Source organism: Sphaerospermopsis kisseleviana CS-549 (assembly GCF_028329225.1).
Taxonomy (GTDB): domain Bacteria; phylum Cyanobacteriota; class Cyanobacteriia; order Cyanobacteriales; family Nostocaceae; genus Sphaerospermopsis; species Sphaerospermopsis kisseleviana.
The window spans coordinates 1-24376 of the sequence record NZ_JAQMTI010000220.1 but is presented as its reverse complement, the minus strand read 5'-3'; the positions used below and the strand labels follow the sequence as shown (position 1 = coordinate 24376).

Annotated in this window: 21 protein-coding genes and 1 tRNA gene; 12 read left to right on the top strand and 10 right to left on the bottom strand. The window is 38.0% G+C overall.

Annotated elements, in window-relative coordinates; translation table 11 throughout:
* Both PN497_RS17455 and PN497_RS17450 read right to left on the bottom strand, forming a co-directional pair.
* Positions 1-546 (bottom strand): serine/threonine-protein kinase (locus PN497_RS17455; protein WP_272110725.1); only part of this gene is annotated, 546 nt, incomplete at its 3' end.
* A gap of 162 nt (positions 547-708) precedes the next feature.
* Positions 709-2745, bottom strand: coding sequence for a BamA/TamA family outer membrane protein (locus tag PN497_RS17450; RefSeq protein ID WP_096568413.1), 2037 nt, complete (start codon positions 2743-2745; stop codon positions 709-711).
* Positions 2746-3195: 450 nt separating this feature from the next.
* Here PN497_RS17450 and PN497_RS17445 point away from each other — a divergent pair, with 450 nt between their 5' ends.
* The gene (locus tag PN497_RS17445) at positions 3196-4536 is read left to right on the top strand and encodes a lipid-A-disaccharide synthase-related protein (protein WP_096568410.1); all 1341 of its coding nucleotides are present in this window, start codon (positions 3196-3198) and stop codon (positions 4534-4536) included.
* Between the two features lie 237 nt (positions 4537-4773).
* Here PN497_RS17445 and PN497_RS17440 read toward each other — a convergent pair whose 3' ends face one another.
* Positions 4774-5496: a response regulator transcription factor gene (locus tag PN497_RS17440; RefSeq protein ID WP_096568407.1), complete on the bottom strand. Its 723-nt coding sequence runs from the start codon at positions 5494-5496 to the stop codon at positions 4774-4776.
* Between the two features lie 2032 nt (positions 5497-7528).
* Here PN497_RS17440 and PN497_RS17435 point away from each other — a divergent pair.
* Both PN497_RS17435 and PN497_RS17430 read left to right on the top strand, forming a co-directional pair.
* Positions 7529-8878 (top strand): ATP-binding response regulator, encoded by a 1350-nt coding sequence (locus PN497_RS17435; RefSeq protein ID WP_096568404.1) that lies wholly within the window; start codon positions 7529-7531, stop codon positions 8876-8878.
* An 89-nt stretch (positions 8879-8967) separates the two neighbouring features.
* Positions 8968-10092 (top strand): hybrid sensor histidine kinase/response regulator, encoded by a 1125-nt coding sequence (locus tag PN497_RS17430; protein ID WP_096568399.1) that lies wholly within the window; start codon positions 8968-8970, stop codon positions 10090-10092.
* Between the two features lie 103 nt (positions 10093-10195).
* On the opposite strand, the gene PN497_RS17425 is transcribed toward PN497_RS17430, so the two are convergent.
* Positions 10196-10648: a response regulator gene (locus PN497_RS17425; protein ID WP_096568395.1), complete on the bottom strand. Its 453-nt coding sequence runs from the start codon at positions 10646-10648 to the stop codon at positions 10196-10198.
* 699 nt (positions 10649-11347) lie between these two features.
* On the opposite strand from PN497_RS17425, the gene PN497_RS17420 reads away from it, so the two are divergent.
* From PN497_RS17420 to PN497_RS17405, 4 genes are all read left to right on the top strand, one after another.
* Positions 11348-12550 carry an AAA family ATPase gene (locus PN497_RS17420; RefSeq protein ID WP_096568393.1) on the top strand — a complete coding sequence of 401 codons (1203 nt, stop codon included), beginning with the start codon at positions 11348-11350 and terminating at the stop codon, positions 12548-12550.
* Positions 12551-12940: 390 nt separating this feature from the next.
* Entirely contained in the window at positions 12941-14251 is a 1311-nt protein-coding gene (locus tag PN497_RS17415; RefSeq protein WP_096568391.1) for an amino acid permease, read from the top strand.
* A 45-nt stretch (positions 14252-14296) separates the two neighbouring features.
* Positions 14297-14659: a hypothetical protein gene (locus tag PN497_RS17410; protein ID WP_272110724.1), complete on the top strand. Its 363-nt coding sequence runs from the start codon at positions 14297-14299 to the stop codon at positions 14657-14659.
* 73 nt (positions 14660-14732) lie between these two features.
* The gene (locus PN497_RS17405; protein ID WP_096568388.1) at positions 14733-15005 is read left to right on the top strand and encodes a GlsB/YeaQ/YmgE family stress response membrane protein; all 273 of its coding nucleotides are present in this window, start codon (positions 14733-14735) and stop codon (positions 15003-15005) included.
* A 122-nt stretch (positions 15006-15127) separates the two neighbouring features.
* On the opposite strand, the gene PN497_RS17400 is transcribed toward PN497_RS17405, so the two are convergent.
* The 5 genes from PN497_RS17400 to PN497_RS17380 all read right to left on the bottom strand — a co-directional run bounded on the left by PN497_RS17400 (position 15128) and on the right by PN497_RS17380 (position 18258).
* Positions 15128-15895 (bottom strand): ChaB family protein, encoded by a 768-nt coding sequence (locus tag PN497_RS17400; RefSeq protein WP_096568385.1) that lies wholly within the window; start codon positions 15893-15895, stop codon positions 15128-15130.
* A gap of 60 nt (positions 15896-15955) precedes the next feature.
* A complete protein-coding gene (locus tag PN497_RS17395) occupies positions 15956-16495 on the bottom strand; it encodes a Dps family protein (protein WP_096568383.1) in 540 nt (179 codons plus the stop codon).
* A 143-nt stretch (positions 16496-16638) separates the two neighbouring features.
* Complete coding sequence (locus tag PN497_RS17390; RefSeq protein ID WP_096568380.1) at positions 16639-17007, bottom strand: hypothetical protein; 369 nt, start codon at positions 17005-17007, stop codon at positions 16639-16641.
* A 362-nt stretch (positions 17008-17369) separates the two neighbouring features.
* Complete coding sequence (locus PN497_RS17385; protein ID WP_096568377.1) at positions 17370-17759, bottom strand: alr0857 family protein; 390 nt, start codon at positions 17757-17759, stop codon at positions 17370-17372.
* Between the two features lie 265 nt (positions 17760-18024).
* Positions 18025-18258, bottom strand: a complete 234-nt coding sequence (locus tag PN497_RS17380; RefSeq protein WP_236104119.1) for a hypothetical protein — start codon at positions 18256-18258, stop codon at positions 18025-18027.
* Positions 18259-18359: 101 nt separating this feature from the next.
* Here PN497_RS17380 and PN497_RS17375 point away from each other — a divergent pair, with 101 nt between their 5' ends.
* The 3 genes from PN497_RS17375 (at position 18360) to PN497_RS17365 (ending at position 19587) form a co-directional block, all read left to right on the top strand.
* Positions 18360-18695, top strand: a complete 336-nt coding sequence (locus tag PN497_RS17375) for a hypothetical protein (RefSeq protein WP_096568371.1) — start codon at positions 18360-18362, stop codon at positions 18693-18695.
* Positions 18696-18815: 120 nt separating this feature from the next.
* The gene (locus PN497_RS17370) at positions 18816-18944 is read left to right on the top strand and encodes a hypothetical protein (protein ID WP_272110723.1); all 129 of its coding nucleotides are present in this window, start codon (positions 18816-18818) and stop codon (positions 18942-18944) included.
* 64 nt (positions 18945-19008) lie between these two features.
* The gene (locus PN497_RS17365; RefSeq protein WP_096568369.1) at positions 19009-19587 is read left to right on the top strand and encodes an SRPBCC family protein; all 579 of its coding nucleotides are present in this window, start codon (positions 19009-19011) and stop codon (positions 19585-19587) included.
* Positions 19588-19937: 350 nt separating this feature from the next.
* On the opposite strand, the gene PN497_RS17360 is transcribed toward PN497_RS17365, so the two are convergent.
* A tRNA-Glu gene (locus PN497_RS17360) sits at positions 19938-20010 on the bottom strand.
* A gap of 476 nt (positions 20011-20486) precedes the next feature.
* Here PN497_RS17360 and PN497_RS17355 point away from each other — a divergent pair.
* Entirely contained in the window at positions 20487-22415 is a 1929-nt protein-coding gene (locus PN497_RS17355) for a cation:proton antiporter (RefSeq protein ID WP_096568366.1), read from the top strand.
* Between the two features lie 299 nt (positions 22416-22714).
* Entirely contained in the window at positions 22715-24154 is a 1440-nt protein-coding gene (locus PN497_RS17350) for a hypothetical protein (protein WP_096568363.1), read from the top strand.
* Positions 24155-24376 lie beyond the last annotated feature (222 nt).

The window sequence follows — 24376 nt, the reverse complement described above, 5'->3', positions numbered from 1 at the left end:
CCCAAAATCTACTAAAAATAACTTATTTTCACTACTCAAAATAATATTTTCTGGTTTAATATCTCGATGAATTACTTGTTTACTATGAACAAAATCTAATATTTGCAAAACTTCTATTAATAACTTTTTAATTTGCTGTTCCGAAAAAACCCCATTTTTATCTAACTCAGTTTGTAGAGTTGCACCTTTAACAAATTCCTGTACTAAATATTGACGATTATCGGATGTAAAATAAGCCATTAACTCAGGTATTTGCGGATGCTTACCTAACTCCTCTAAACGTTGTGCTTCCTGTGCAAATAACTGAGATGCTTTTTCAATACTATCCGTTCCCTGTGCTTGGGGTAAAAATTGTTTAATTACACAAAAAGGTTTTGATGGTTTATCCTCATCAATAGCTAAAAATGTTCTCCCAAAACCACCTTGACCTAAAATTGATTGAGGTGCATATCTTTCCCGCAAAAGTAACTTATTACCGCACTTTTGACAATATTGAAAATTATCAGGATTAGGAAAAAGACAGTCAGGATTAAGACATTGACGCATAGACTCAAAACCAACACACTGTTATAATTTTACCCTAATTAATCAAAACCTACGGAAAATCTCTCTAAACCTCCTCCCTTCGTGTCCTTTGCTTCTACCCTTCGGGAACTGCTTCGCAGAAGGTGGTTCATTACTTATAAATTTAACACACCATACCCTAATTTAAAACTTCTGACCAATACCAATATGCACCCGACTTTCACCTTGATCATTAATTCCCAAATCAGCACGAATTAAACCTAAAGGCGAATCAACGCGTACACCCGCACCATAACCAAAACCACTACCAGGTTTATTTCTCACATTAGCTGGTTCTCCAATCACTGTATCACCAGAACCTAAATCAGTAGCAAAATCAGCAAATATCACACCCCCAGCAATAGGGAAGATCGGAAAACGATATTCAGCAGAAGCTAACACATAACTACGACCACTTCCTACTTTACCACCATCATAACCACGCACTGAGTTAGAACCACCCAAGTTAAAAGTTTCATAAGGTGGTAAGTCACCCACTACAGTACCAGCTTGCAGGTTTAAAGCAAATACTTGGGGTTTTGTGCTGTTAAATAAATTTACGGGCATAAATTGACTATAGTTGCCCCGTAGCCGATTCATGGTAATCTGTCCATTACCTACAGGTATAGATTGTTCGGTGCTGAATGTGAGAATTGAACCTTCAGTTGGTTGCACTGGGTTATCCCGCTTGTCTTTGGTGGCTGTAAATGATACGGTAGCTAGGTCATCCACACCAGTATCACTCAAGGATAATTGGTTATTGTTAGCATCTCTGGGGGTAATATTTCCAGAGCGATCGCGGATAGTAACACGAGTATAATTCAGACCTACAGCAGCATCCCAACCATCTATTTCTTGTTGCAAACTCACACTAGCGCCTATTTTCCCTTCCCGCACTTTATCACCATTCGGCAGTTTGATCTTATCGTCAAAGGTATCGGAAATTTGTCTTCTACGGAAGGTTTTGATGTTATAACCCAAACGTTCAGGGTTGGTTTCTCGATAAGGACTGTTAAAATTAGTATTAAACAGTACATCCTGTCTGTTTAGTTCCACATTTGCAGACAAGGTATCATTCACACCACCAACATTTTGATCTCTATAACTAACAATCACTGATATCCCATCATCAGCATTATATCCACCTCCCAGGTTAACAGAACGCGCTCCTACTTCTTGCAGTTCATAGATTAAATCTAGTTTTTTTGCGTCTCCTTCAAATGCAACATTGACGCTTTGAAATAAACCTAATTTATATAAAGTTTGGATATCTTGCCGCGCTAAATCTTCTGCAAATACTTTTCCGGGTTGTAGTTTGAGTTGCTGTCTGATAAAATCTGCTTTACTACGTCCTTTGATGGGATTACCATTTTGATCAAATTTTTCGCCTTCTTCGCTCAAAAACCGAAATTTGATATCACCTACTAAACCTTCTGCTACATTGACTGTGAGGATACCTTGACGGTTCGGTTGAATTGATAATACTCTGGCTAGGGTATAACCGTTATCTTTATACCATTGGTTAATTTGCTGTACTATGTTCTGAAGTGCTGCTGGACTGATATCTTTACCAATCTGATTTTGGAAATTTTCTAAGGCTACTTGATAAGTAAGAACTTTTGCACCAGTTAATTGTAATGCTTGTACAACTATTGGTTGCACTTGATAAACTACATTTACACCAGCGGATGTATTGCTACTGTTAACTGTGGCATTAGCAAATAAACCAGTGTCTAAAATTGCGGCTACATCCTGTTGAAGTTGGGTTTGACTAGTTCCTCCTCCAGTTTGGGTTTTAATAACTTTACGAATGATTTGCTCTAATTCTGCATTAGCGCCTATGATCTGGACATTGGTGGCGGTAACTACTAAATTAGCATCTGTAATTAAGTTGTTATTGTTGTTATTATTATTATTAATATAATTATTGATATTTGTCCGTACAACTACTGGTTGCGATATCGGTTGAGAGCTAAATTCTATGGCATAAGTAGTTTCTGGTGCTGTTAAGGTTTCTACCTGTGCTGTTTGAGTTTCTACATCAGGCACTATTACCACATCTGTTGTTGCGGTTTTATGCTCTTGATTTGTGTTTTGAGTCGGTGCAGCCTTGGCTTGCTGAGTGGCATTACTAACAGCTAAAGTAGCTAAGGTAAAAATTGCCGCAGAAGAAACTCGCATAATTAATGATAATCTTTGCTGTAGATACTTATGGATTAAGAGACCAAATTTGTAATTTTTTGTTTCTGGTTAGATTTTTGCTACTACTATGCTACTACAAAAGCTGACGGTGTTAGGCGATCGCTGAGAATAAAGATCCCCGGCTTCTTTGAGAAGTCGAGGATCTGGGTACAGGTGTTTTGGTTGTTTTGGTAATTGGTATTATTTATTATCAGGCTTGATGATGACAAATTGCAAGACCCAATCTAAAATCCAAAATCTAAAATCTAAAATCTAAAATCTAAAATCCAAAATCTAAAAAGATCCCCGGCTTCTTTGAGAAGTCGAGGATCTGGGTACAGGTGTTTTGGTTGTTTTGGTAATTGGTATTATTCATTATCAGGCTTGATGATGACAAATTGCAAGCCCCTATCTAAAATCTAAAATCTAAAATCTAAAATCCAAAATTCTATGCGTGATTTATCTCAATTACCTTTATTGAAGCAGTCTCCAGATAAAAGTTCTCGTTTACAGTTACTGGTTTTAAGTAATGGTCATGGTGAAGATATCATTGCTGCACGGATCATTAAGGAACTGCAACAGTTATCTTCTCCTCCTGATATTTTTGCTTTACCCATAGTGGGTGAAGGTCGTGCTTACCAAAATTTAAATGTGCCTTGTATTGGTGAAGTTAAGACTATGCCTTCTGGTGGTTTTATTTATATGGATAGTCGTCAACTGATGCGAGATGTCCAGGGTGGTTTGGTACAACTGACTTGGAAGCAGATTCAAGCGGTGCGTGGTTGGGTAAGTTCGCAAACAAAGTTAGATAATCAAAAGGCGATTTTAGCTGTGGGGGATATTGTACCACTTTTGTTTGCAGCTATCAGCGGTGCTAATTATGCTTTTGTGGGAACGGCAAAATCTGAATATTATGTGCGGGATGAGTTGGGTTTATTACCCAGAAAGTCAAAATCGGCACGTTGGGAAAATTTTTCAGGTTCTATTTATCATCCTTGGGAAAGGTGGTTGATGAGTCGTCGTCTTTGTCGGGCGGTGTTTCCTAGAGATGCGCTGACAACGGAAATTTTAAGAAAGTGGCCTATTACAGCTTTTGATGTGGGAAATCCTATGATGGATGGTTTAGAACCTTCTTTTGGCACTTCTAGATTTGATCATGATAGTTTTGAACAACAAGAGATTGTTCGTCCTTTGGTTGTGACTTTGCTTCCCGGTTCTCGTGCAGGTGAGGCTTATGATAATTGGGAAGTGATGATGATCGCTGTATCAGCTTTGATTGAGAGTTTCCGGGAGCGAGAGATGGTGTTTTTAGGTGCGATCGCTCCCGGTTTAGATGGCAATATTTTTACTCAAACTTTAAAAATTCCAGGTTGGCAAAAATGCGATCAATCTCCAGTTAAACTCGCTGATGCTAATGCTTTGTTTTTTAAACAAAAAAATGCTTATCTTATTCTCACTCAACAAGCTTATAATGATTGTTTACATTTGGGGGATTTAGCGATCGCAATGGCAGGTACAGCAACAGAACAATTTATTGGTTTAGGCAAACCAGCGATCGCTATTCCCGGTAAAGGTCCTCAATATAATCCTGCTTTTGCAGAAGCCCAAAGTCGTCTTCTAGGATCATCTCTAATTTTAGTAGACCAACCAGCAAAAGTTGTCCAAGTAACACAGTCCCTGCTACAAAATCCCGATCTTTTACACGAAATTTCTGAAAATGGAGTTAAAAGAATGGGTTTACCTGGTGCTGCCAAACGTATTGCCGAATGTTTGCAAGAACGTTTAACTTAACCTCTATCACTTCTTCCCCAGTCACCAGTCACTCAATTTTGGATTTACGATTTTGGATTTTGGATTGACTCCAACCTCAAGTGTGAAAGCTCGAAATTTTGGATTTGGAATTTACGTTAGCGAAGCGTACGCAGCGCAGCGAGTATTTTTCCGTCCTGAAGAACCAGGCTCTATACCAAGTTCTGTAATCTAAAATCTAAAATCTAAAATCTAAAATTTCTGGTCACCTGTCACCTATTAACCTACTAACCCAGAACGTAAAGCGCGAACTGCGGCTTGGGTTCTGTCATCAGCGCAAAGTTTATTCAAAATATTGCGAACATGAGTTTTTACTGTTCCCACAGTAATATACAGTTTTTCTGCAATTTGACCGTTACTGCAACCAGCAACAATTAATTCTAAAATTTCCAGTTCCCGCTGAGTTAAAGGATAGGTTTCCAGAACTTGTTCATATTCTGTAGCTAAAGCCTCAATTTTTACAGTCTTTGGTTTATCAGATGTGAGACTTTCTCCTGGTAAACTTGAGCGCATTTTTTTGAGTACCACATTGGCGATCGCTGGATCAATCCAAGAGTTACCAGCATAAGTAGCTTGTATGGCTTCAGTTAATTTGTTAATACTTGTCTCTTTCATGTAATAAGAATCTGCACCCGCCGCAAAAGCAGCTAAGACGGCATCTTCTGTATGATCCATTGTCAAAATTAAAATTTTTGTATTATTTTGCCCAGTTTCTGCTTGATGGCGTTTAAACTTGCGGGTGAGTTCAATTCCATCCATATCTGGTAAACCAATATCCACTACTGCTACATCTGGCTTGGCAGTTTCCAAAAGTTTTAATCCTTGGCTGGCATTTGCCGCTTCACCTATCACCCTTAACCCTCCGTGTGACTGCAATGCAGCCCTTAACCCCATCCGGGTTAAATCATGATCTTCAATTAAAAGAATGCTAATCTCATTCATTGTTACACCCAACTATATATCTGACTGCTGCTTTGAACTTAATTTGAACTTAATTTGAACTTAACTTGAACTTAATTTGAACTTAATTTGACTGGTAAGGATTGAGGAGACAGAATACAGGATTCAGAATGAATGAGAGTTTTCGAGTCATGCTTGATAATTGATGAACAAACTGATAAACAAACTTGCTCATCTGGATTCCTGCTGCACACAAATATTCTAACCCCTGACTCCTGACTCCTGTACGGGCGAAGTAGGGGCGAAGCATTCGGAAAATAACCTGTGATCAAAATTGATAATTTATCGCCCGAATGCTTCGCCCTTACAGGAAAATAGCCTTTGCATAAAATTGATAATTGGTCGCCCGAATGCTTCGCATCTACGACTCCTGACTCCTGAATTCTTACAATGAATGCAAGTTTTGGATAATTTGGATCTAATTTGGATCTAATTTTCCCAAACTAAAGATAGATGATATTTTGACCTGGTTGCATCCATCGACAGAAATAATAAATTTCACTTATTTTATCTGGGATAGAAGTAAAAATCTAGCTACGGGTATATGGCTATTTTTTTGGAAAATATGAAATATTGAAACGAATGGAAAATCAGACAACCAACCTATTTGTTATGACTGTACCTTCCTTATTCTCATTTTTTCTTGAATTTTAAGTTCTACCAATCTCCTTGAATACTTTTACCTCACCTTGACGAGTTGGTTAAATGTTATAAATTTGTCTTTTTCTTCTCATCAACTCTGTCAACAATGCTTGTGCTAAACTTGAGATCTTACTTTTTTGACACCAGATCAGTTTTTTTAAGTAGTAACTAATGAGACATTAATCGGGGGTGATTTTTACTGACTCTGATCAGAAAATGTATTACATCTGACTCTAGTTATTCTGTCAAATTCAAGTTTAAAGCCTTGTATATAGCCTGCTGAATGCAGGAGGTTCACATTTTTATCCTAGCACAAGATTCTTGCGACATAAACTTACAGCAGATTCCTTTGTTTTGAGGTACAGTATTAGACTGGGAAGTGCTGTATCAAGAGATGATCAACAGAATGACCAACTGGTAACTTCATCATCTATCATAGTACCGACCACAGGCTCCGCCAACATCACATACAACATCAGATAATTTAAAATTTTCTATCTATGAACGAGGGCAAGAGCTTAAAACTAATGATTCGCGCTTATGTGGCAATAGCAAGATATGCACTTACAGCTTTTTAATATTGAATGATTAATCACTCACGAATCAAGACTAACTACTGTTCAAGTGAGTAAAACTGCTCAAGCTGATGGTACACAATGTTTGTATGCAACTCTCACTAATGGGTGAGGACGGTAAATCATTGACTCATTTACAATTGTGTTGAGATGGATAAAGTATTTGATTTTACTTTCTCTCGACTCTGCCAGATTTCATAGAGAATCACTTTCATCTGGATAATTGCCAATTGTTTTTAAATTATTTTTTATTAAACGAGAGCAATTTTCCGTTTGTTAGAGTTATAACCAGGAGATTCAACACAATCAAAAAAAAATGGCAGAAAAAATCAAATACTTGATTCTGCAACCAGCTAAAAACATAACAAATTAAAACTACTAAAAGTGGAGGAAGATAAATTGAATGTAAAGAATATTAATTAGATATTGTGTAAAATACCTGAGTTACTCAATAGCGTTTTGTGAGATACACAAAAATTGTCAATTCTGTAGTTATATACAGCTTCTTGTAGGTAAATAAAGTAAACAATGAGATTGACAAAGCCTGGAACTAACAGCATTTTAGTTCTGACTGCTGCTGTATTGGAAGTCAGTATTCAGCAGTCAGTAATCAGTAATCACCTATTATCTGGGATTTATGAGCATTTGTAGCAAGGAATTAGGAAATTGATTTTAGTATCAGTCTCCCCTAAACATCCTGGAAAATCAGTTGAAAAAGCAGTTTTAGCTGAATGCTTACTATCTGAAAATAGAAATGCTGTACTTCAATCTCTTTTGGACAGCGAAAATAAAAACTAATGGAAGAGACGCTGAAAATTTTGGTTGTAGATGATGATGAAGTAGATCGCATGGCAGTCCGTCTAGCCCTGACAAAAGCTGATGTTTATATGGAACTGTGTGAAGTCAGCGACGGTAATAATGCCCTTTCTGCTCTCCAAAATACTAATTTTGACTGCGTTTTTCTCGATTATTGCTTACCAAACCAAGATAGCTTCACTTTAATTCACAAGCTGCGCTCTTGTGAAATCAAAGTTCCTTTAGTTATTCTCACCGCTCAAGGAGAGGAAAAAATTGCTGTTGATTTATTGCAAGCTGGTGCTACAGATTATCTGATTAGATCTCAACTAAATTCAGAACATTTGGTATTGGTTTTGCGAAACACGATGCGGTTATATCGGGCAGAAATGAAAGCAGATTTGGCATATCAACAACTTAAAGAAAGTAATGAACAACTGATTCGGAAGAACCAAGAATTGGAGAGACAAAGGCAACAAATTCAATTACAAAATTTGAGATTTTTGGAAGCATCACGACTTAAATCACAATTTTTAGCTACCATATCTCATGAGTTACGAACACCAATGAATGCCATCATTGGTTTTTCGCAAATACTGTTACGTCCTAAATTTGGTCAACTTACCAATCAGCAAGCTGATATGGTAGAGCGTATCCTCAATAATGGTAAGCATTTACTGATGTTATTGAATGAAGTTTTGGACTTTTCTAAATTGGAGGCTGGTAAATTAGAACTAAAACCGGAAATATGTGACTTATCAAAGATAGTTAATAATACTGTAGGTGAAATTCGTTCTTTAGCGGAAGCAAAAAAGTTATCTTTGTTAGTGGAAATAGAATTAGAAAATACTTTGGTATTTAATGATCCGGTGCGCGTACATCAGATTTTAATTAACCTGCTCTCCAATGCGGTTAAATTTACAGAGTATGGAAGCATTAAAGTAGAAGTGAAAGAAATTCCCAGAAATCAATTATCAATTAGTATTAAAGACACAGGAATTGGTATTTCCCCTCAAGATTATCAACATATTTTTGAGGCATTTCGACAAGTAGATCAAGGTATTAGTCGTAAATATCCAGGAACTGGACTGGGTTTAGCAATTATTGATTCATTGGTACAAATGATGGGAGGTAAAATATTTCTAGAAAGTCAATTAGGAGTGGGTTCGGTATTTAAAATTGAATTGCCACGTCAAATCTCATTATCACCTCATGCGGGAGATAATACTAGAGATAATTATAGTTGGAATGTCGGTAGTGATGATGGAATTTATTATTCTCAGCAAAATCTACCTCACCTACCATTTCAATTCAATAAAGTTTCGCTAGGATATCCTGATCTGAAACTTTAAATTACTGTCAACTTCCATGTAAATTCCCAAGTGTAGATTCCAGAGTAGATTAATTTAGATTAATGACCAAAAAGTTGTAAACATAAACTATGTCTTTTGTCAAAAGTGATAAGGTTGATCGTATCCTCGCCGTTGATGATACAAGAGATAATTTAATTTTAGTACAAACACTCTTAGAGAGTGAGGGTTATGAAATTGATTTAGTATCAGATGGAGCAACTGCTTTACAAAAAGTGGCACAATCTCCACCGGATCTGATTTTACTAGATGTGATGATGCCAGGGATGGATGGTTATGAAGTAACACGGAGAATTCGCGATAATCCTGATCTGGGTTATATTCCAATTTTGTTAATCACAGCTTTTCATGAATCTAGTGTAGTTGAAGGGTTAGATGCGGGTGCTGATGATTTTATTCGCAAACCATTTGATACTGATGAATTATTAGCCAGAGTGCGATCGCTATTGCGACTGAAGCATAGTATTGATGAACAACAAAAAATGACCCATCAGCGAGAAGATTTTGTTTCGCGTCTGACTCATGATTTACGCACACCTTTAGTAGCAGCTGATCGAATGTTAGCTTTGTTTCAACAGGAGACTTTTTGTAAAATTTCTCCAGAAATGAAACAAGCGATCGCTGTGATGATTCGCAGTAACCAAAATTTAATGGAGATGGTCAATACCTTACTAGAAGTTTATCGCTTCGAGGCAGGTAAAAAGACCTTAAATTTGGAAAAATGCGACTTAACAGAAATATCTGAAGAAGTCATCAGTGAACTAACTCCCCTTGCTGTTGAGAAAAACTTAACTCTCAAATTAGATACCCATGAGTTAAACCAGGTAGAAAATCATGGAGGAATTGTCTTAGGTGATAGATTAGAACTACGCCGAGTGTTGAATAACTTAATTGGTAACGCAATCAAGTTTACAGATACAGGCGGTGTAGAAATTCGCATTTTGAAAACTTGCCCCACCAAAACACATCAAGGTGAAGTAGTAATTGAAATTGAAGATACTGGTTATGGCATTGCACCAGAAGATCAAGCAACAATTTTTGAGCGATTTCGTCAAGGGAGAAATAAAAGATCAGGTAGTGGTTTAGGACTGCATTTATCACAAAGAATCATAGAAGCGCATGGTGGAGAAATCGAACTTTTATCAGAATTAAGTAAAGGTAGTATATTCAAAATCAAACTGCCAAAGGAAACTTAATTTTTTAGGAGTCAGGAGTCAGGAGTCAGGAGTCAGAAATAAAACCCTGTGACAGCAAAGATTAGTCATAAAAATTTTGAAGTCATAAAAATTTTGATTCTATTTACCTGCATTGTTCAAACGGAGAAAAAGGCTCAAATTTGTGATCAAGAAAACGACGAATAATTGCCTCTAAATCCTCCAGCATATAGGGTTTACTGAGATAGTCGTCAAAACCTGCTCCCAGGATACGTTCTTGCTGTTCCCTGCCAGCTAAAGCCGTAACAGCAACAACAGGAATGTGGCGAGTTAATGGATCTTGCTTTAAATATCGCACAACATCTAGACCATTCAACCCAGGTAACAGAATATCCAACAAAATCAAGTCTGGCTGATATTCTTTTGCTACTAAGAGTGTAGTGTAACTGTCATTTTGACAAATAAATCTACACCCTAGTAACTCCAAAGTATAACTAAGTAGTAATAGACTATCATCATGATCTTCTACTACCAAAATCAAAGGCGGCTGAGAGTTTTGCTTCTTTTCATCACTCATGAATGAATGTGTCAGATACATCTAGTCTCCAGAAGATTAAATTGGGCTTTATCGTCTTGATAGTCAAACTAGGCGATAATCCCACAAACCATAAGACGTGCTGATTCAAGATTAGCTAGTGTTTTGCTGCCACTCAGTTGATTATCCTTACCCACATTCAACAGGAAAGAACAACTCAATCTGAATAGCTTTAGTAGACACCCCTTGATTATATGCAAAATTACAGAATATTTTCCTCATAAGTTCACAATAACTTTGTAGAGAAAAAAGGCATAGTTATTTACTTTAGTATCACTATTGACATATCTATAAGCAAAAAATTAAATTACACTAGTTGCATTAAACATCCTATCCAGTATGAAAATAAACTGTTAAATTTATGACTTCAGTGATTTATTTTGCTGTCAATATATGCGAAATTGCTATATACCCCCATCAATTGAGAAATTTCCTAAATACAGCAGACGATAAACATTGCTAGAAATATTACTTGAATTGCGATGGTATTTTGTAGGTTTGTAAAGAAGTGATATGATACTTGCTCAAACTGAACAATTTTAAGCATAATGCTTGACGTGGCTATATTTATGTAGTATAAAGTTACATTGTAAGATATACCAGACTAATTATGTAACAAGAATCAAATATCAACTAGGTTTGACTCCTGTACAGACGTTCCACCGGAACGCCTCTAATCCTCACTACTGACTACTGACTCCTATGGATTTTGACTATTTCCGAAATAATGATAGTAGTTCCGCGAACAACAATCGTCACAACCTACTAGCTAGTGGTTGGCGACCATTTCAGCGTGATTTTGATTGGGACTATTTCCAACAACTAATATTAAATGATACTCAAGAGTTAACACAAAGAAGTATTAATCTAGTCAGTTTTTATGCAGACGCTTTAGCCAGAAAAGATTATACCTGGTGGGCAAATATATTAAATTTAGCTTCTGACTATACTCGTAGTGAATTTCAGAAATTTTGGAACTTCGTCACACCCGATGCACTCACACCAGATTATCGTTACAAAGACGTTTTAAGTACAGAAACACCCATTTTGCAATTTGTCAGCCGTAACAGCATTCCTATTGATTATGTACTGAATTTATTGCAAGAAATTACTGTTTTGCGCGTTCTACGTTTATTGGAACGTCCTGATATTATCACCCAATATTATGCAGAAAGAGATTTCTATTTTCCCGTCGAAAAATTTGTTAGTTGGGAACGGTTAGATGTCGTCAATACCGTTTATGCTTACTGGTCTCAACACGATATTTGGTTACAAATTGACCCCTATGATCGGGGACGCAGACAATATACTTTAATGTCAAAAAATTTAGCACCATTAATCAATAAAGCCACTTATGATTTAGCAGTGATGTTAAGTGGATATCAAAGCCGTGTCGGTAAAGTTCATAATCAATTTCCCATTCGCACATTTCCCCAAGAAATTCAAGATTTTACTGATTCAGTGCAGCAAGCTATTCTCAATCAAAATCAATTAGCAATTGTGGTACATGGAGAACCAGGTACAGGAAAAACAGCATGGACACAATCAGTAGCCAAGGAAATTTTAGTACCTTTAGGTTATGTCATCTTTATTTTGGATCATGATGCTATTACTAACTTTGTGCCACCCAACTATTTAGAGAAAATTTGTATCATCATCAACGAAGCTGATAACTTAGCTCAAGATAGAGCTTCAGAAGTAGCCCAATATAACAACAAAACTGAACATATTTTAGCCTTGTTAGATGGGACTTTGTACCAAAGTGTAATTGATGAATCTGGTGTACAAATGAAGCAGCATTTAGTGGTTTTGATGACTTGCAATACTACAGAAAGATTAGATCCCGCTATGTTACGTAAAGGAAGAGTAGATTTAATGTATGAGTTTACAAAGCGGTTTGTTTAAAACATCAGTTATCAATTGATAATTGACAATTGACAATTGACAATTGACAATTTTTTCATTCAAAGTTTAAAACCTCCCCTTTATCTCGTTATTTCGTTCCCAGTTTCTAACTGGGAATGCCATCACAGAGTCTCTGACTCTGCTATCCCATAAAGGCAGAGCTTTTAATACAGCTATTTTCAGGTAAATAAAACACATTTTGATTTAGGTTTCGCGTCAATATGTGGTCTAAAGACATGAAAACTGCTGTAATTCATTCTTATACTCTGTATGGGAACGAGAAAAACGAGGAATTAGCGGAAATCAGAGATTTTTGCTAAAATTACTGATATCAAGTAATATCAAGTAATATTTTCTTGCCGCTTTGGGCAGATATCTAAGCAAAAACCCATGAATCAAGTTCTCAAATCAGAACAAAAGCAAGTCACCAGATTATTTTCTCACCTGGAATTTGATGGTAATAAATTAAATCATCAACCAGGTAGCGTTTTAGGAAGCACTGCTTTGATAGCTGGAACTACTGTTGGGGCTGGTATTCTTGCCCTACCTGCGGTAACTTTACCATCGGGTATTTTACCCTCTACAATTGTCATTATTGCAGTTTGGTTATACACCTTATTTTCCGGTTTATTAATTGCCGAAGTAACCTTAAATATTATGGGTGCAGAAGGCATGACTAGCATAGGTTTTTTGGCAACTGTAGAAAAGACATTGGGAAAAACAGGATCTAGAATTGCTGGTGGTGCATATTTGTTTAAGCACTACGCCCTTTTAGTGGCGTATATCAGTAAAGGTGGAGATATTTTATTATCGACATTAACTAAAATAGTTGGGTTAGAAAATATTTTACCTAACTGGATAGGAACAACAACTTTTACATTGTTATTTGGTGGCATTCTCTATTTAGGAAAAGAAAGATTTATTCAGAAATTAAATAGTGCCTTTGTGGCAATTGTCATTACTTCTTTTCTTGGATTATTGCTGCTAGGATCAGGACAAGTAAAAAGCTCACAATTTCTCTTTCAAAATTGGCAAGCTGTCGGTGGTGCAGTTTCTGTGATTTGTGTAGCTCTTTTTTATCATAACGTTGTGCCTGTAGTGGTGACACAACTAGAAGGCGATATCACCAAAATCAGGAAATCAATTATTATCGGTTCTGGCATTCCTTTGATGATGTTTTTGGCTTGGAATGCTGTTATTTTAGGCAGCGTTAGTCCTGATATCCTCCAGAATAATTCACAAAGTGGCAGTGTTTTTGATCCCTTACAAATTTTGCTTTCAGGAGAAGCAGGAGAAATTTTAGGATTAGTTTTAACTGTTTTTTCAGAGTTCGCAATTATCACCTCATTTATTGGTTTTGTTTACGGTTTAGTCGATTTCTTTCAAGACATTTCTCGGATGACAAAAAATCAAATTTCTCGGTTTCCTATTTTCTCACTTGTGCTATTTCCACCCATGAGTTTAGGAACAATAAACCCCAGCATATTTTTTACTGCTCTAGACTATACGGGAATATTTAGTGTTTCGATTTTAGGAGGAATTATTCCGGCAATTATGAGTTGGCAACAACGAGAAAAACAAAAGTTAACAGATGGTATTTATCAATCATTGATACCAGGTGGTAAAATTACATTAATTATGATGATTACAGTTGCATTAGCCCTGATATGCAAACGAATTTTCTCAATGTATGCCAATTAAATACCAATTTCAATACAGCACTTTCCTTTGTCATGAGGTACACGATTGGCGGGCAAGACTTGTACTGAGTGGTTAGTGAGCGGAGTCGAACTACGGTTAGTGAGCGGAGTCGAACTACGGTTAGTGAGCGGAGTCGAACTACGGTTAGTGAGCGGAGTCGAACTACGGTTAGTGAGCGGAGTCGAACTACGGTTAGTGAGCGCAGTCGAACTACGGTTAGTGAGCGGAGTCGAACTACGGTTAGTGAGCGCAGTCGAACTATGTCGAAGTATGCCCACCCCACAATATTTATTTGATTTATTTGATTTATTTGATTTATTTGATTTAATTATTCACAAAAAATACAATTACCCACAAACTATAAGTCATGAATTATTAATTATCAATTATCAATTATCAATTAATTAAATCTCTCTTTTGATAGACTTAATGAGTAGATAAAATTACTAATCTATAGATGGAAATTTTCATGGAATAAACTATGAATATTATTGCTTGGATAATTCTGGGTCTGATCGCCGGAGCTATCGCTAAAGCTATTTATCCTGGTCGTCAAGGTGGCGGAATTTTAGCCACAATGGTATTAGGAATTATTGGTGCTTTAATAGGTGGAACTTTAGTTACTTTATTGGAAACAGGAACATTACAATTTACAGCCGCAACCTTGAGCATACCCGGTATAATTGTGGCTATTATTGGGGCAATGATCGCCATTTTTATTTGGGGCTTAGTTAGTGGTCATACCAGTCATTAATGGATGAGTTTAAGATGATTGAATCCTTAGTTACGAGATATTAGCAAATAAAATTTAGTCAATGATAAAAAGGTAATGAGTTTTACCCCATTACCTATTACTCGTTATGGAAATAAAAGAAATTAAACACCAACTTTTTGTTTTGACCACACACCATTTTCATCTTCATCAAATTGTTGATGAACCGCATCCCAAGCAGATTGTTCAGCGGTAAATTCATCGTTGGTTTCATCAAGTACAGTGTTATAGTGCTGAATGAACAATTGTTGTGATTCTGCTGATAAATGAGCGCGAACTTCAGGAGATAAATCTTCTGGACTGTTACAAGGACCCGGACAAGGATGGGTAAGTGTTTTACCAATGGTGTGCATTTCTTCACCACCAGAACTTTCTAATATTAATTGAAATTCACCGCTGCGATCGCTCGGAATTTCTACCATTAATAAAAACTCTCCCGCTTGTAAACGAGTTTGATAAACCGCTGCTTTATCTTCTGGCATTCCCATAGCCGTAAAAACCGATACCAAGCCAGCGCCAGCACTACCAGCGATCGCGCCACTCGCAGCACCCAGCAACACCGCACCAATAGGTCCTGCTGCCACAATTGGTCCGACAAAAGGAATAAACAATACTCCTACACCTGTAAGTAAGCTGAGGAAAGAACCAAACAAAGATCCAAAAATTGCCCCTGTTCTCAAACCTCCTAAAATCACATCGCGCTTGGTAATAAAACCAGAAATTCGCGTTTCTGACTGGAAATTTCTCCCCATCACTGAAATATGATCTTTCGGTACACCTCTATTTAGTAAACGACGAATTACATCATTAATTTGCTTTTGTTCTTTAAATACAGCTGAGATGGTACGCTCTGCTTGATATCCTTCTGGCACTTGTTTACTCCTTTTAATTTATCTTCTCTTTGTGTTGAAAATTGTGTGGCAAATTCTTAACTAAACACCCACCGGAACTTTAGTTTCTGTTGGTTGTTGTTTGGCATTTGGTTCTAATGCTTGTCCTTCAATAAATGAACGTAGGATCCAAGCCATTTCTTCATGTTCTTCCATCAAATCAGTTAAAAAGTCGGCGGAAACTTGATCATGAAATTCTTCACTACAACGATCTACATGATTTCTTAAATTACGAATAATCTGCTCATGATCTTCCACTAATTGATTTACCATTCCTGTTGCTGTAGGAATTTCTCCGCTATGTTCTTTGAGAGTAGCAATATTGAGAAAACCTTCCATTGTACCAATGGGATAACCACCCAAAGTTCTAATTCTTTCTGCTATTTCATCAATATTTTCTGTAATTTCTTCATACTGTTCTTCCCACAATTCATGCAGTGTGCGGAACTGAGGACCAACAACATCCCAGTGATATTTTTTAGTTTTTACTACCAGCACATAAGCATCTGCCAAATCTTGATTTAACAAATCCACCACACCGCGACGTTGTTCTTCTGTCAATCCAATATTGATTGTATTCATGCTCATTATTTGCCTTTCAACTATTAACTACTTACTTAATAAGTTCTCAAAATATCGACATTATCCACATCAACCCAATAAAACCAATTCAAAACCGAAAAATCATAATTATGAATTATGAATTATGAATTATGAATTATGAATTATTGCTTGCTGCCTGTAATTTTTTCCAAAAAACTTTCTACTTCCTGTTCTACTGAAGTAGTCCCACTTTCGGTATTTTCAGGACGCTTCATTTTTTCAATATCAGCTGCTCCTTGAACCTCGTTAAGTCCTCTCCTAGTTTTTTCTTGAGATTCTTTCATTCCTATGGGTGGTTTTTTAGCAGCTTCATCAGTTTTGCGTTGAGTTTCTAATAATTGTGTCGTTCCTTCTGTTGGTTCACTTTGATAACTACTGATAGCTAAAGCAGGAAAAGCATTGAATAAAAATATGAAGGTACAAGCAAAAGCTAATACTATCAATCTCGATGCTAATTTCCATCTAGATTTAGCAAAATCAAGAATCTTCATTTTTATATTCTTCCACTCTATTTTTCTATTTTCTTTCTGGTTTCAGATTAATTGACTGTCAGAGCATTTTCATCAATCTTACGAGAGAATTAGGTTGAATTTTGCACTAAAAAGCTCATCAAAATCTATCTGGAGATAGAAAATCTCACTGCGTTCCCGAATTATTAGAAATGGAACAATAATATAGCAGGAGTCAGGAGTTATTGATTTTGGATTTTGGATTTTGGATTTTGGTGAAGCAGTGCGGTCTTGGGGGTTTCCCCCATGAGCAACTGCTGAACCCGCAGGGATTGTTTTTGTTATCTCCAATCTAAAATCTAAAATCTAAAATTTTCCTCCCTATTCCCTATTCCCTGCCTAATTTAATCACTTAAAACAGATGCACAAACTTGAGCTTCTTGCCAAAGTTTATGTAAAAAGAACTCAGTGCGATCGCTCATTGTCGTTATAAACACACCCTGGGCTTCTTCCGCACCATCTGATAACCAAGAACCCCGCAAGGTGATTTCCAAATACTCAGCATCACAGGTAGACAGAGCTATAATGTCACCGTCATTTCGTTGTGCCTCAGCCTTGAGCCTTTCTACTCCTGGTAAATCTACAGGTAGCAAAAAGGAAGCCGTGCTAGGTTCAAAATGTAGCGTTTGACCGATTCGCAGCGCCAAAATCACTCTTTGCGCCACCCATTCTTCCAGTGACAGCGTGATACACTCTAAATAAAAGCTTCTTTCGGTATAATTTAATTTCAGCATTCCTTATGCTCTCCTGTTATTCCAGGTTTGCTTGCAAATCTGTCATTAGTCATTAGAGTATTCCAACTAAAAAAATGCCCAATTATCATTGCTTAGGTTTACCCTTTCCACAGGGTAATGACAGCTTTTGGATCATTTGGATCATTTATTGTTTGGAATATTGTTTGGAACACTCTTAGTCATTAGTCACCAATTACTGATTAAAAACCCCCGCTTTACCTATATCGGCAGCGGGGGCTAAAATTGACCTGATACTTTTCTGGTCTTATTCCGGTACAACATTTTCCCTGTACCTCCCGCTTGTTATCTCTAATAGTGGTTTAATATTCAGCAGATCAAAGTTGATATATCTAAAATCATAATTACTCTCTGTGTTTTGCCTTGGATGCTGACTACCATCGGCCATAAATAAATACTCCACTTCCACAACAACAATTTCCCAACTGGCCTGACAGTTGCTGGGATGGAAGGGACTGGAAATGGGGTAAATGAATTTCACAAAAAAATTCACCTCAAAAAAATTTTATCTATTGAACATTCCTTTAAACATACTACACTTGTATTACTATCTTGTCCATATCTATCAGGAGAAAAAATCAAATGCATACCATCGCACGCACCTCAACCACCGACATGGAAGTTACCAGCATCCGTTTAGAACGCGAACTGAAAGATAAACTGAAAGAGATAGCAGGCAATCAAGGATATCAAGCTTTGATTAGAAATGTTCTCTGGAATTATGTGCAGCAAAAATCAGGTGAGTGGAAACCCCGATTTTCCCGTGCTGACATTCGAGCGAGTATAGCGGCTACAGCCCAGCAAGATGAACGTTGTGTCCTCACAGGTAAGTTAATTGAAGCTCAACAGCCAATGTTATTAGGACTGACAAAGAATGGCGACATGGTTCCTCTAAGTGCTGAGAGTTTGGCTCCATAGCAAATTATAGTCCAGGTTGCTTACCAGTTATGATCATAGTGCTGGAACAAAGTTTGTATTGGTTAATTACCAAATATTAAGCAAGCCACAACCACCAGGAGAAAGTATCGGAGCTAGTAGGTGAAGATACTTTCTCGTAGCCAACTTTTGTTAGCATTAGTTAGCTTTTTTGTATCGGAAGCAGCTTATATCTTTATTTACAGGGAGCGATCGCTGTTGAGAGTAACCCTATTGACAACTCTCAGTTGAGCGAAATTTGTTTTACCCTCACACTACCTCAGTTTTCCTCAGCAACTCATTCACATTCTCAACAGTGACTACAGAAAACAAAACAGCGGGACTTGATTCCCCCAACCTCATTGATGACAATGCTCTAGAAACCAACTTGGATATTGATCCAGTCATCATCCAAGTGGAGAAATTAGCAGAACGACAGCGGCAAATTACCGCCCAGGTTCAAATTCCCCACTCCATCGAAAAAGTCTGGAAAATTCTCACAGACTATGAAGCCTTACCTCAATTTATCCCTAATCTCGCCAAAAGTTGTTTGTTAGAGCATCCCAATGGAGGTATACGTCTAGAACAGATAGGATCTCAGCGTTTGCTCAATTTCAAGTTTTGTGCGCGTGTGGTTTTGGATCTAGAAGAAATCTTTCCCAAACTCATCAACTTCCAAATGGTAGAAGGAGACTTCAAAGGTTTTTCCGGTTGCTGGAGCTTAGAACCTTATACCGTTGGTACAAGTCAAGGTACTAACCTCTGCTACACAATTCAAGTTTGGACAAAGCTAACAATGCCAATAGCAATTATTGAAAAACGTCTCAGCAAAGACCTACAACTAAACCTCATAGCAATTCGCCAAAGAGCTAATGAGTTAAGTAGGGGATGCTGAAAAAGTCTTTCCGTGAAGATTAAGGAGAATGGCTAACGCCACGCTTCGCTATCAAGGAGTCAGGAGTTCAAGGATATCAAGGAGTTTTTTGTATTTGGAAACGAGGTAAAAACCAACAAAGTGCAAGGTTTTCCTACTCATAGTTTTCAAAACCTTGCACCTATTTTCTTTGTGATCACCCTCAAACTCTTTATTCATCGTGATTTTCAGTTTATTCAGCAAACCCTCAATAAACTTTGCACTTTTTGAAAATTTAAAAGGCTAAAACCCTTTTCTTGTAATATTTTGACCTTAATTCAGCATCCGCTAAATAAAATTTTTTCCCTACTTTTTGATGTTTTATGTTTTAGTACCCCCAGGGGAATTCGAATCCCCGTTACCTCCGTGAAAGGGAGGTGTCCTAGGCCTCTAGACGATGGGGGCATCGGACTTCACTTTTAATAATCTACTCTATTTCCCAGAGGATGTCAACACCTTTTTCTAAAATTTTTTTTCGGCATCTAAAATTCATGGAAATCGAGGAGTGGAGAAGGCAGGAGCCGCTGGAATCGTTTTTCATCCCTCCCCTCAAGAACGCAACAACCTGCCCAAAAACTTGTTATCGTGTTATTGGCTTGCAAACATCCCATTTCATCAGGTAAGTCAGTCGGCACAAAAAACCAAAGCAAGTACAAAAATATAAAATTTTGACACTCTCCTGCCTCCTGCTGCCAACAGCCTATTGATTACGGTCGCCAAATCCTGAAAAAAGATGTAATATGGACAACTAAGCATGAAAAAATATCCTATTGTTTTCAAGATGGATGTGCAGTTGTACCTGTAAAGTTAATGTTAATATTGATGATTCTCGACAAAGGTTAATTAACGGATTTTGAAATTAATTCCTCAAAATCTACAACATGGAAGCATCTTTTCAAATCACCCTACAGATGGTGTTCACAGTTCTTGCAGGTATCAGCGCCCAAGTGATGGCTGCATATTTTAAGCTGCCCAGCATCGTCTTATTACTTTTGTTAGGCATTCTCTTGGGTGCTGATGGCATTGGGTTATTACATCCCCATCTGCTAGGAACAGGACTAGAAGTAATTGTTTCCCTAGCGACGGCAATTATTTTGTTTGAAGGCGGACTGAAATTGGATCTGCGGGAGATGGGCAGGGTTTCCGTCAGTTTGCAACTGCTGGTCACCTTGGGAACCTTGATCACACTGCTTGGTGGCAGTATGGCGGCGCACTGGCTAGGAGAATTTCCCTGGAATATAGCTTTTCTCTATGCTTCCATAGTCGTTGTCACAGGTCCTACAGTCATTGGTCCACTGATCAAACAAATCAACGTAGACCGACAAGTGGCAACGCTGCTGGAAGGGGAAGGGGTTTTAATTGACCCGGTGGGAGCTATTTTAGCCTACGTGGTTCTAGATACTATTTTGAATGGTGATCCTGACCCTATTAAAGCCATTATGGGTTTAATCTTGCGTTTAAGTGTAGGCGCAATGATTGGCGGTGTTGGTGGTTTTTTGATGAGTTGGATTTTCAAACGCGCCAATTTTCTCTCTTTTGAACTGAAAAACCTAATGGTGTTGGCAGGACTGTGGGGTTTGTTTACCTTAGCGCAAACTATTCGCAGTGAGTCAGGAATTATGACTACAGTTGTAGCTGGTGCGGTATTTGCTAACTCATCAGTGCCTGAAGAACGCCTGTTACGCAGCTTTAAAAATCAGCTAACAATTCTCAGTGTTTCTGTACTGTTTATTCTCCTAGCCGCTGATTTATCTATTGCCAGTGTGTTGGCCTTGGGTTGGGGTAGTTTATTCACTGTTTTGGTATTGATGTTCGTGGTGCGCCCGATCAACATTTTATTGTGTACTTGGAACAGTAATCTGAATTGGCGACAGAAATTGTTTTTAGGTTGGGTTGCGCCCAGAGGCATAGTTTCTGCTTCTGTGGCATCTTTATTTGCAATTTCCCTGACACAACGCGGTGTTAATGGTGGTGATGCGATTAAAGCTTTGGTGTTCTTGACAATTATCATGACTGTTTTTTGTCAAGGGTTAACAGCTGGGTGGCTGGTGAAATGGTTACGCATCACTTCTAAAGATGCGACTGGGGCAGTAATAGTGGGTTGTAATCCTTTGAGTTTATTGATTGCCAGGTTCTTCCAGGAACGAGGAGAAAGTGTGATCATTATTGACACTGACTCCCAATATTTTGCTCAAGCTGAAGCTCAAAATCTGCGCGTGATTGCTAGTAGTGCGCTAGATGCAGAAGTATTGGAAGAAGCTGGCATTGCTTCAAGGGGTACTTTTTTGGCAATGACTAATAACGGGGAAGTGAATTTTGTGTTAGCACAACGGGCAGCAGAGGAGTTTAATCCACCCCGTGTTTTAGCAGTATTTCCCCGTGATCCCCAAGCTTCTGGCTCGGTGAACAGCAGCAATAGCAGAGTGAATCAAGCTTTTGTCTCTGACTTACCTGTGAAAACCTGGAATGAATATTTAAGTAATGGTCGGGTAAAATTGGGAACAACTACTTTGAATGAGGCTGAATTTTCCAGTCAGCAGGAGCATATACAGGAAAAGATTAGGACTGGGGTGTTAGTACCGCTATTGATGGAAAGGGAAGAGCGCCTACAGGTAATGTCAGTTAATCAAAGTTGGGAAATAGGCGATCGCATTATTTACCTGTTGTATGATTCCCGACCAAATCTGTTAAAACGTTTATCTGGTGCTAGTCAGTCTACAGCCTTGGCTTTAGAAAAGTTACCAGAAGTGGAAGAAGTACCCACCGCTAAATTCTCTCAACTGTCTGCTACGGAAGCATCTGGTAATTGAACTTTTGGTAATTGAACTTTAATAGAACCGACTCACGAGTAGCAAAAACCTGTTACCTGCTTTGGCTTGAATGTTCCTGTTTTCAATGCCAAAATAGGAAGTTATTATTTGTTAGTGAGAGAACCCAATCTCTAAAAATGGCAATATAATTTAAAAGATAAAATCCCTAGTAAAGCATGGCAGAAATGGCTGTATCTAGCAATGAAAAAAAGCTGATTTTCTCTGGTGTTATAACTGTTACAGCCTTCTGCCTGATTCGACTAGTAAATTGCAACCGAGCCGAGTGAACGATAACAGCTATGTCTTACGCATCCATCCTGAAAAATATACCAGAAATATTCAGCCAACCCACTGGAATAGCAGCTATAGCCTCTCTTGGTATTCACGGTGCTATTGCCTTGATTGTGCCATTAATGCCTGTTGATTCTGGTCAACCCACAGCAGCTGATTCTACAAAAGCAGTCGGATTAATGGAATTGAGTTCGGCTGATCAAAACCGATTGCCTCAAACAGCACCATCCCAGGTGGCTTTACAACCCCAACTGCCACAACAACCGGGAATTCCTTTAATTAACTTTGGTGAGGAAAAAGTTATCATCCCACCTGTAGAACCAGCTATCCAAGCTCCTTTACCTAGCCAGTCGGTACTGCCACCGATCCCTACATCATCGGCCAACTATAATCTTTCTTACTTGCCCAAAAGGCAGCCTATCCAAAGATTTGCTAGAAACGATTTTAGAACTCAAGTTTCTAATTTCCGCATCAGCAGAAATACATTCTCTCCTTCATCCTCTCCTTCATCCTCTCCTTCATCCTCTCCTTTTGTGGATGATATAGATGCCAAAATTAAAGAAACCCAACCACTGAATATCAACCGTTTGCCACAACTTGAGGCAGATAATAAATTACCTAGTGAACCGCTAATTAACCCATCTCCTGATGCTATTGATATTGGCTCTACGGCAACACCACAGGGTGTTACTGAACCACAAAAAATTCAGTTAGGAGATAACCCAGTTCAAATTGCTGCTAATTCTGCTTCTGATCTTGCTGCTGAACCATCTCTACAAGGTCAAGATCAATTACGGGCAGCAGCAATCGTGATCCCATCTTCAGCAACTTCCACTCAGCAACAAACCCAAGTAACAACTGGAAGCGAGTTTGATTCTCAAGGTCAGAAACGGGAACAGTTACTGGCCAAGCTCGACTCTTATAACACCCTGAGAACAACGATTCGGGAAGCATACCCCAATGTTAAGGAACAAGCAGTTATCCGTGAAACTATCTCGACAAATCAACCCGGGATGGAAGGTACTGTTTTGGGTCGATTGGTTGTAGCTCCTGATGGTAAGGTCTTAGATATCAAGTTTCAAGATGGATCAGTATCTCCTGAACTACAATCCAAAACTAGGGAATTTTTCAACGCTAATCCACCTAAAGGTGAGAAACGCATTAGTTCTTATCCTTTCCAACTCAGATTTACAAATAATGGCGATAGGAAAATTCCCCAGAAGATTGAACAGTTAAAGCCCTCACCAAGCCCAGATGATCAAACAGTATCTGATCCACAAATAGACAAAAATCAGTCTAATAATCAAGCTGTTGTTATTCCTAGTTCATCACCAACATCTGTAGTTAGTGATGATAAATCTGCTTTATCTACTGAATCTGCTCAAAAGTTGATTCAACAGTTACGTCAAATCAAGGAAACAAGACAAAACTCAAATCAAGAAAATTAAGAATTCACGAGTCGTAGGGGCGAAGCCTGCCTGTCGGCAGACAGGCATTCGGAAAATAACCTGTGATCAAAATTGATAATTTATCGCCCGAATGCTTCGCCCGTACAAGAAAATTGTGATCAAAATTGATAATTTATCGCCCGAATGCTTCGCCCGTACAAGAAAATTGTGATTAAAATTGATAATTTATTGCCCGGATGCTTCGCCCGTGCAAGACAATTG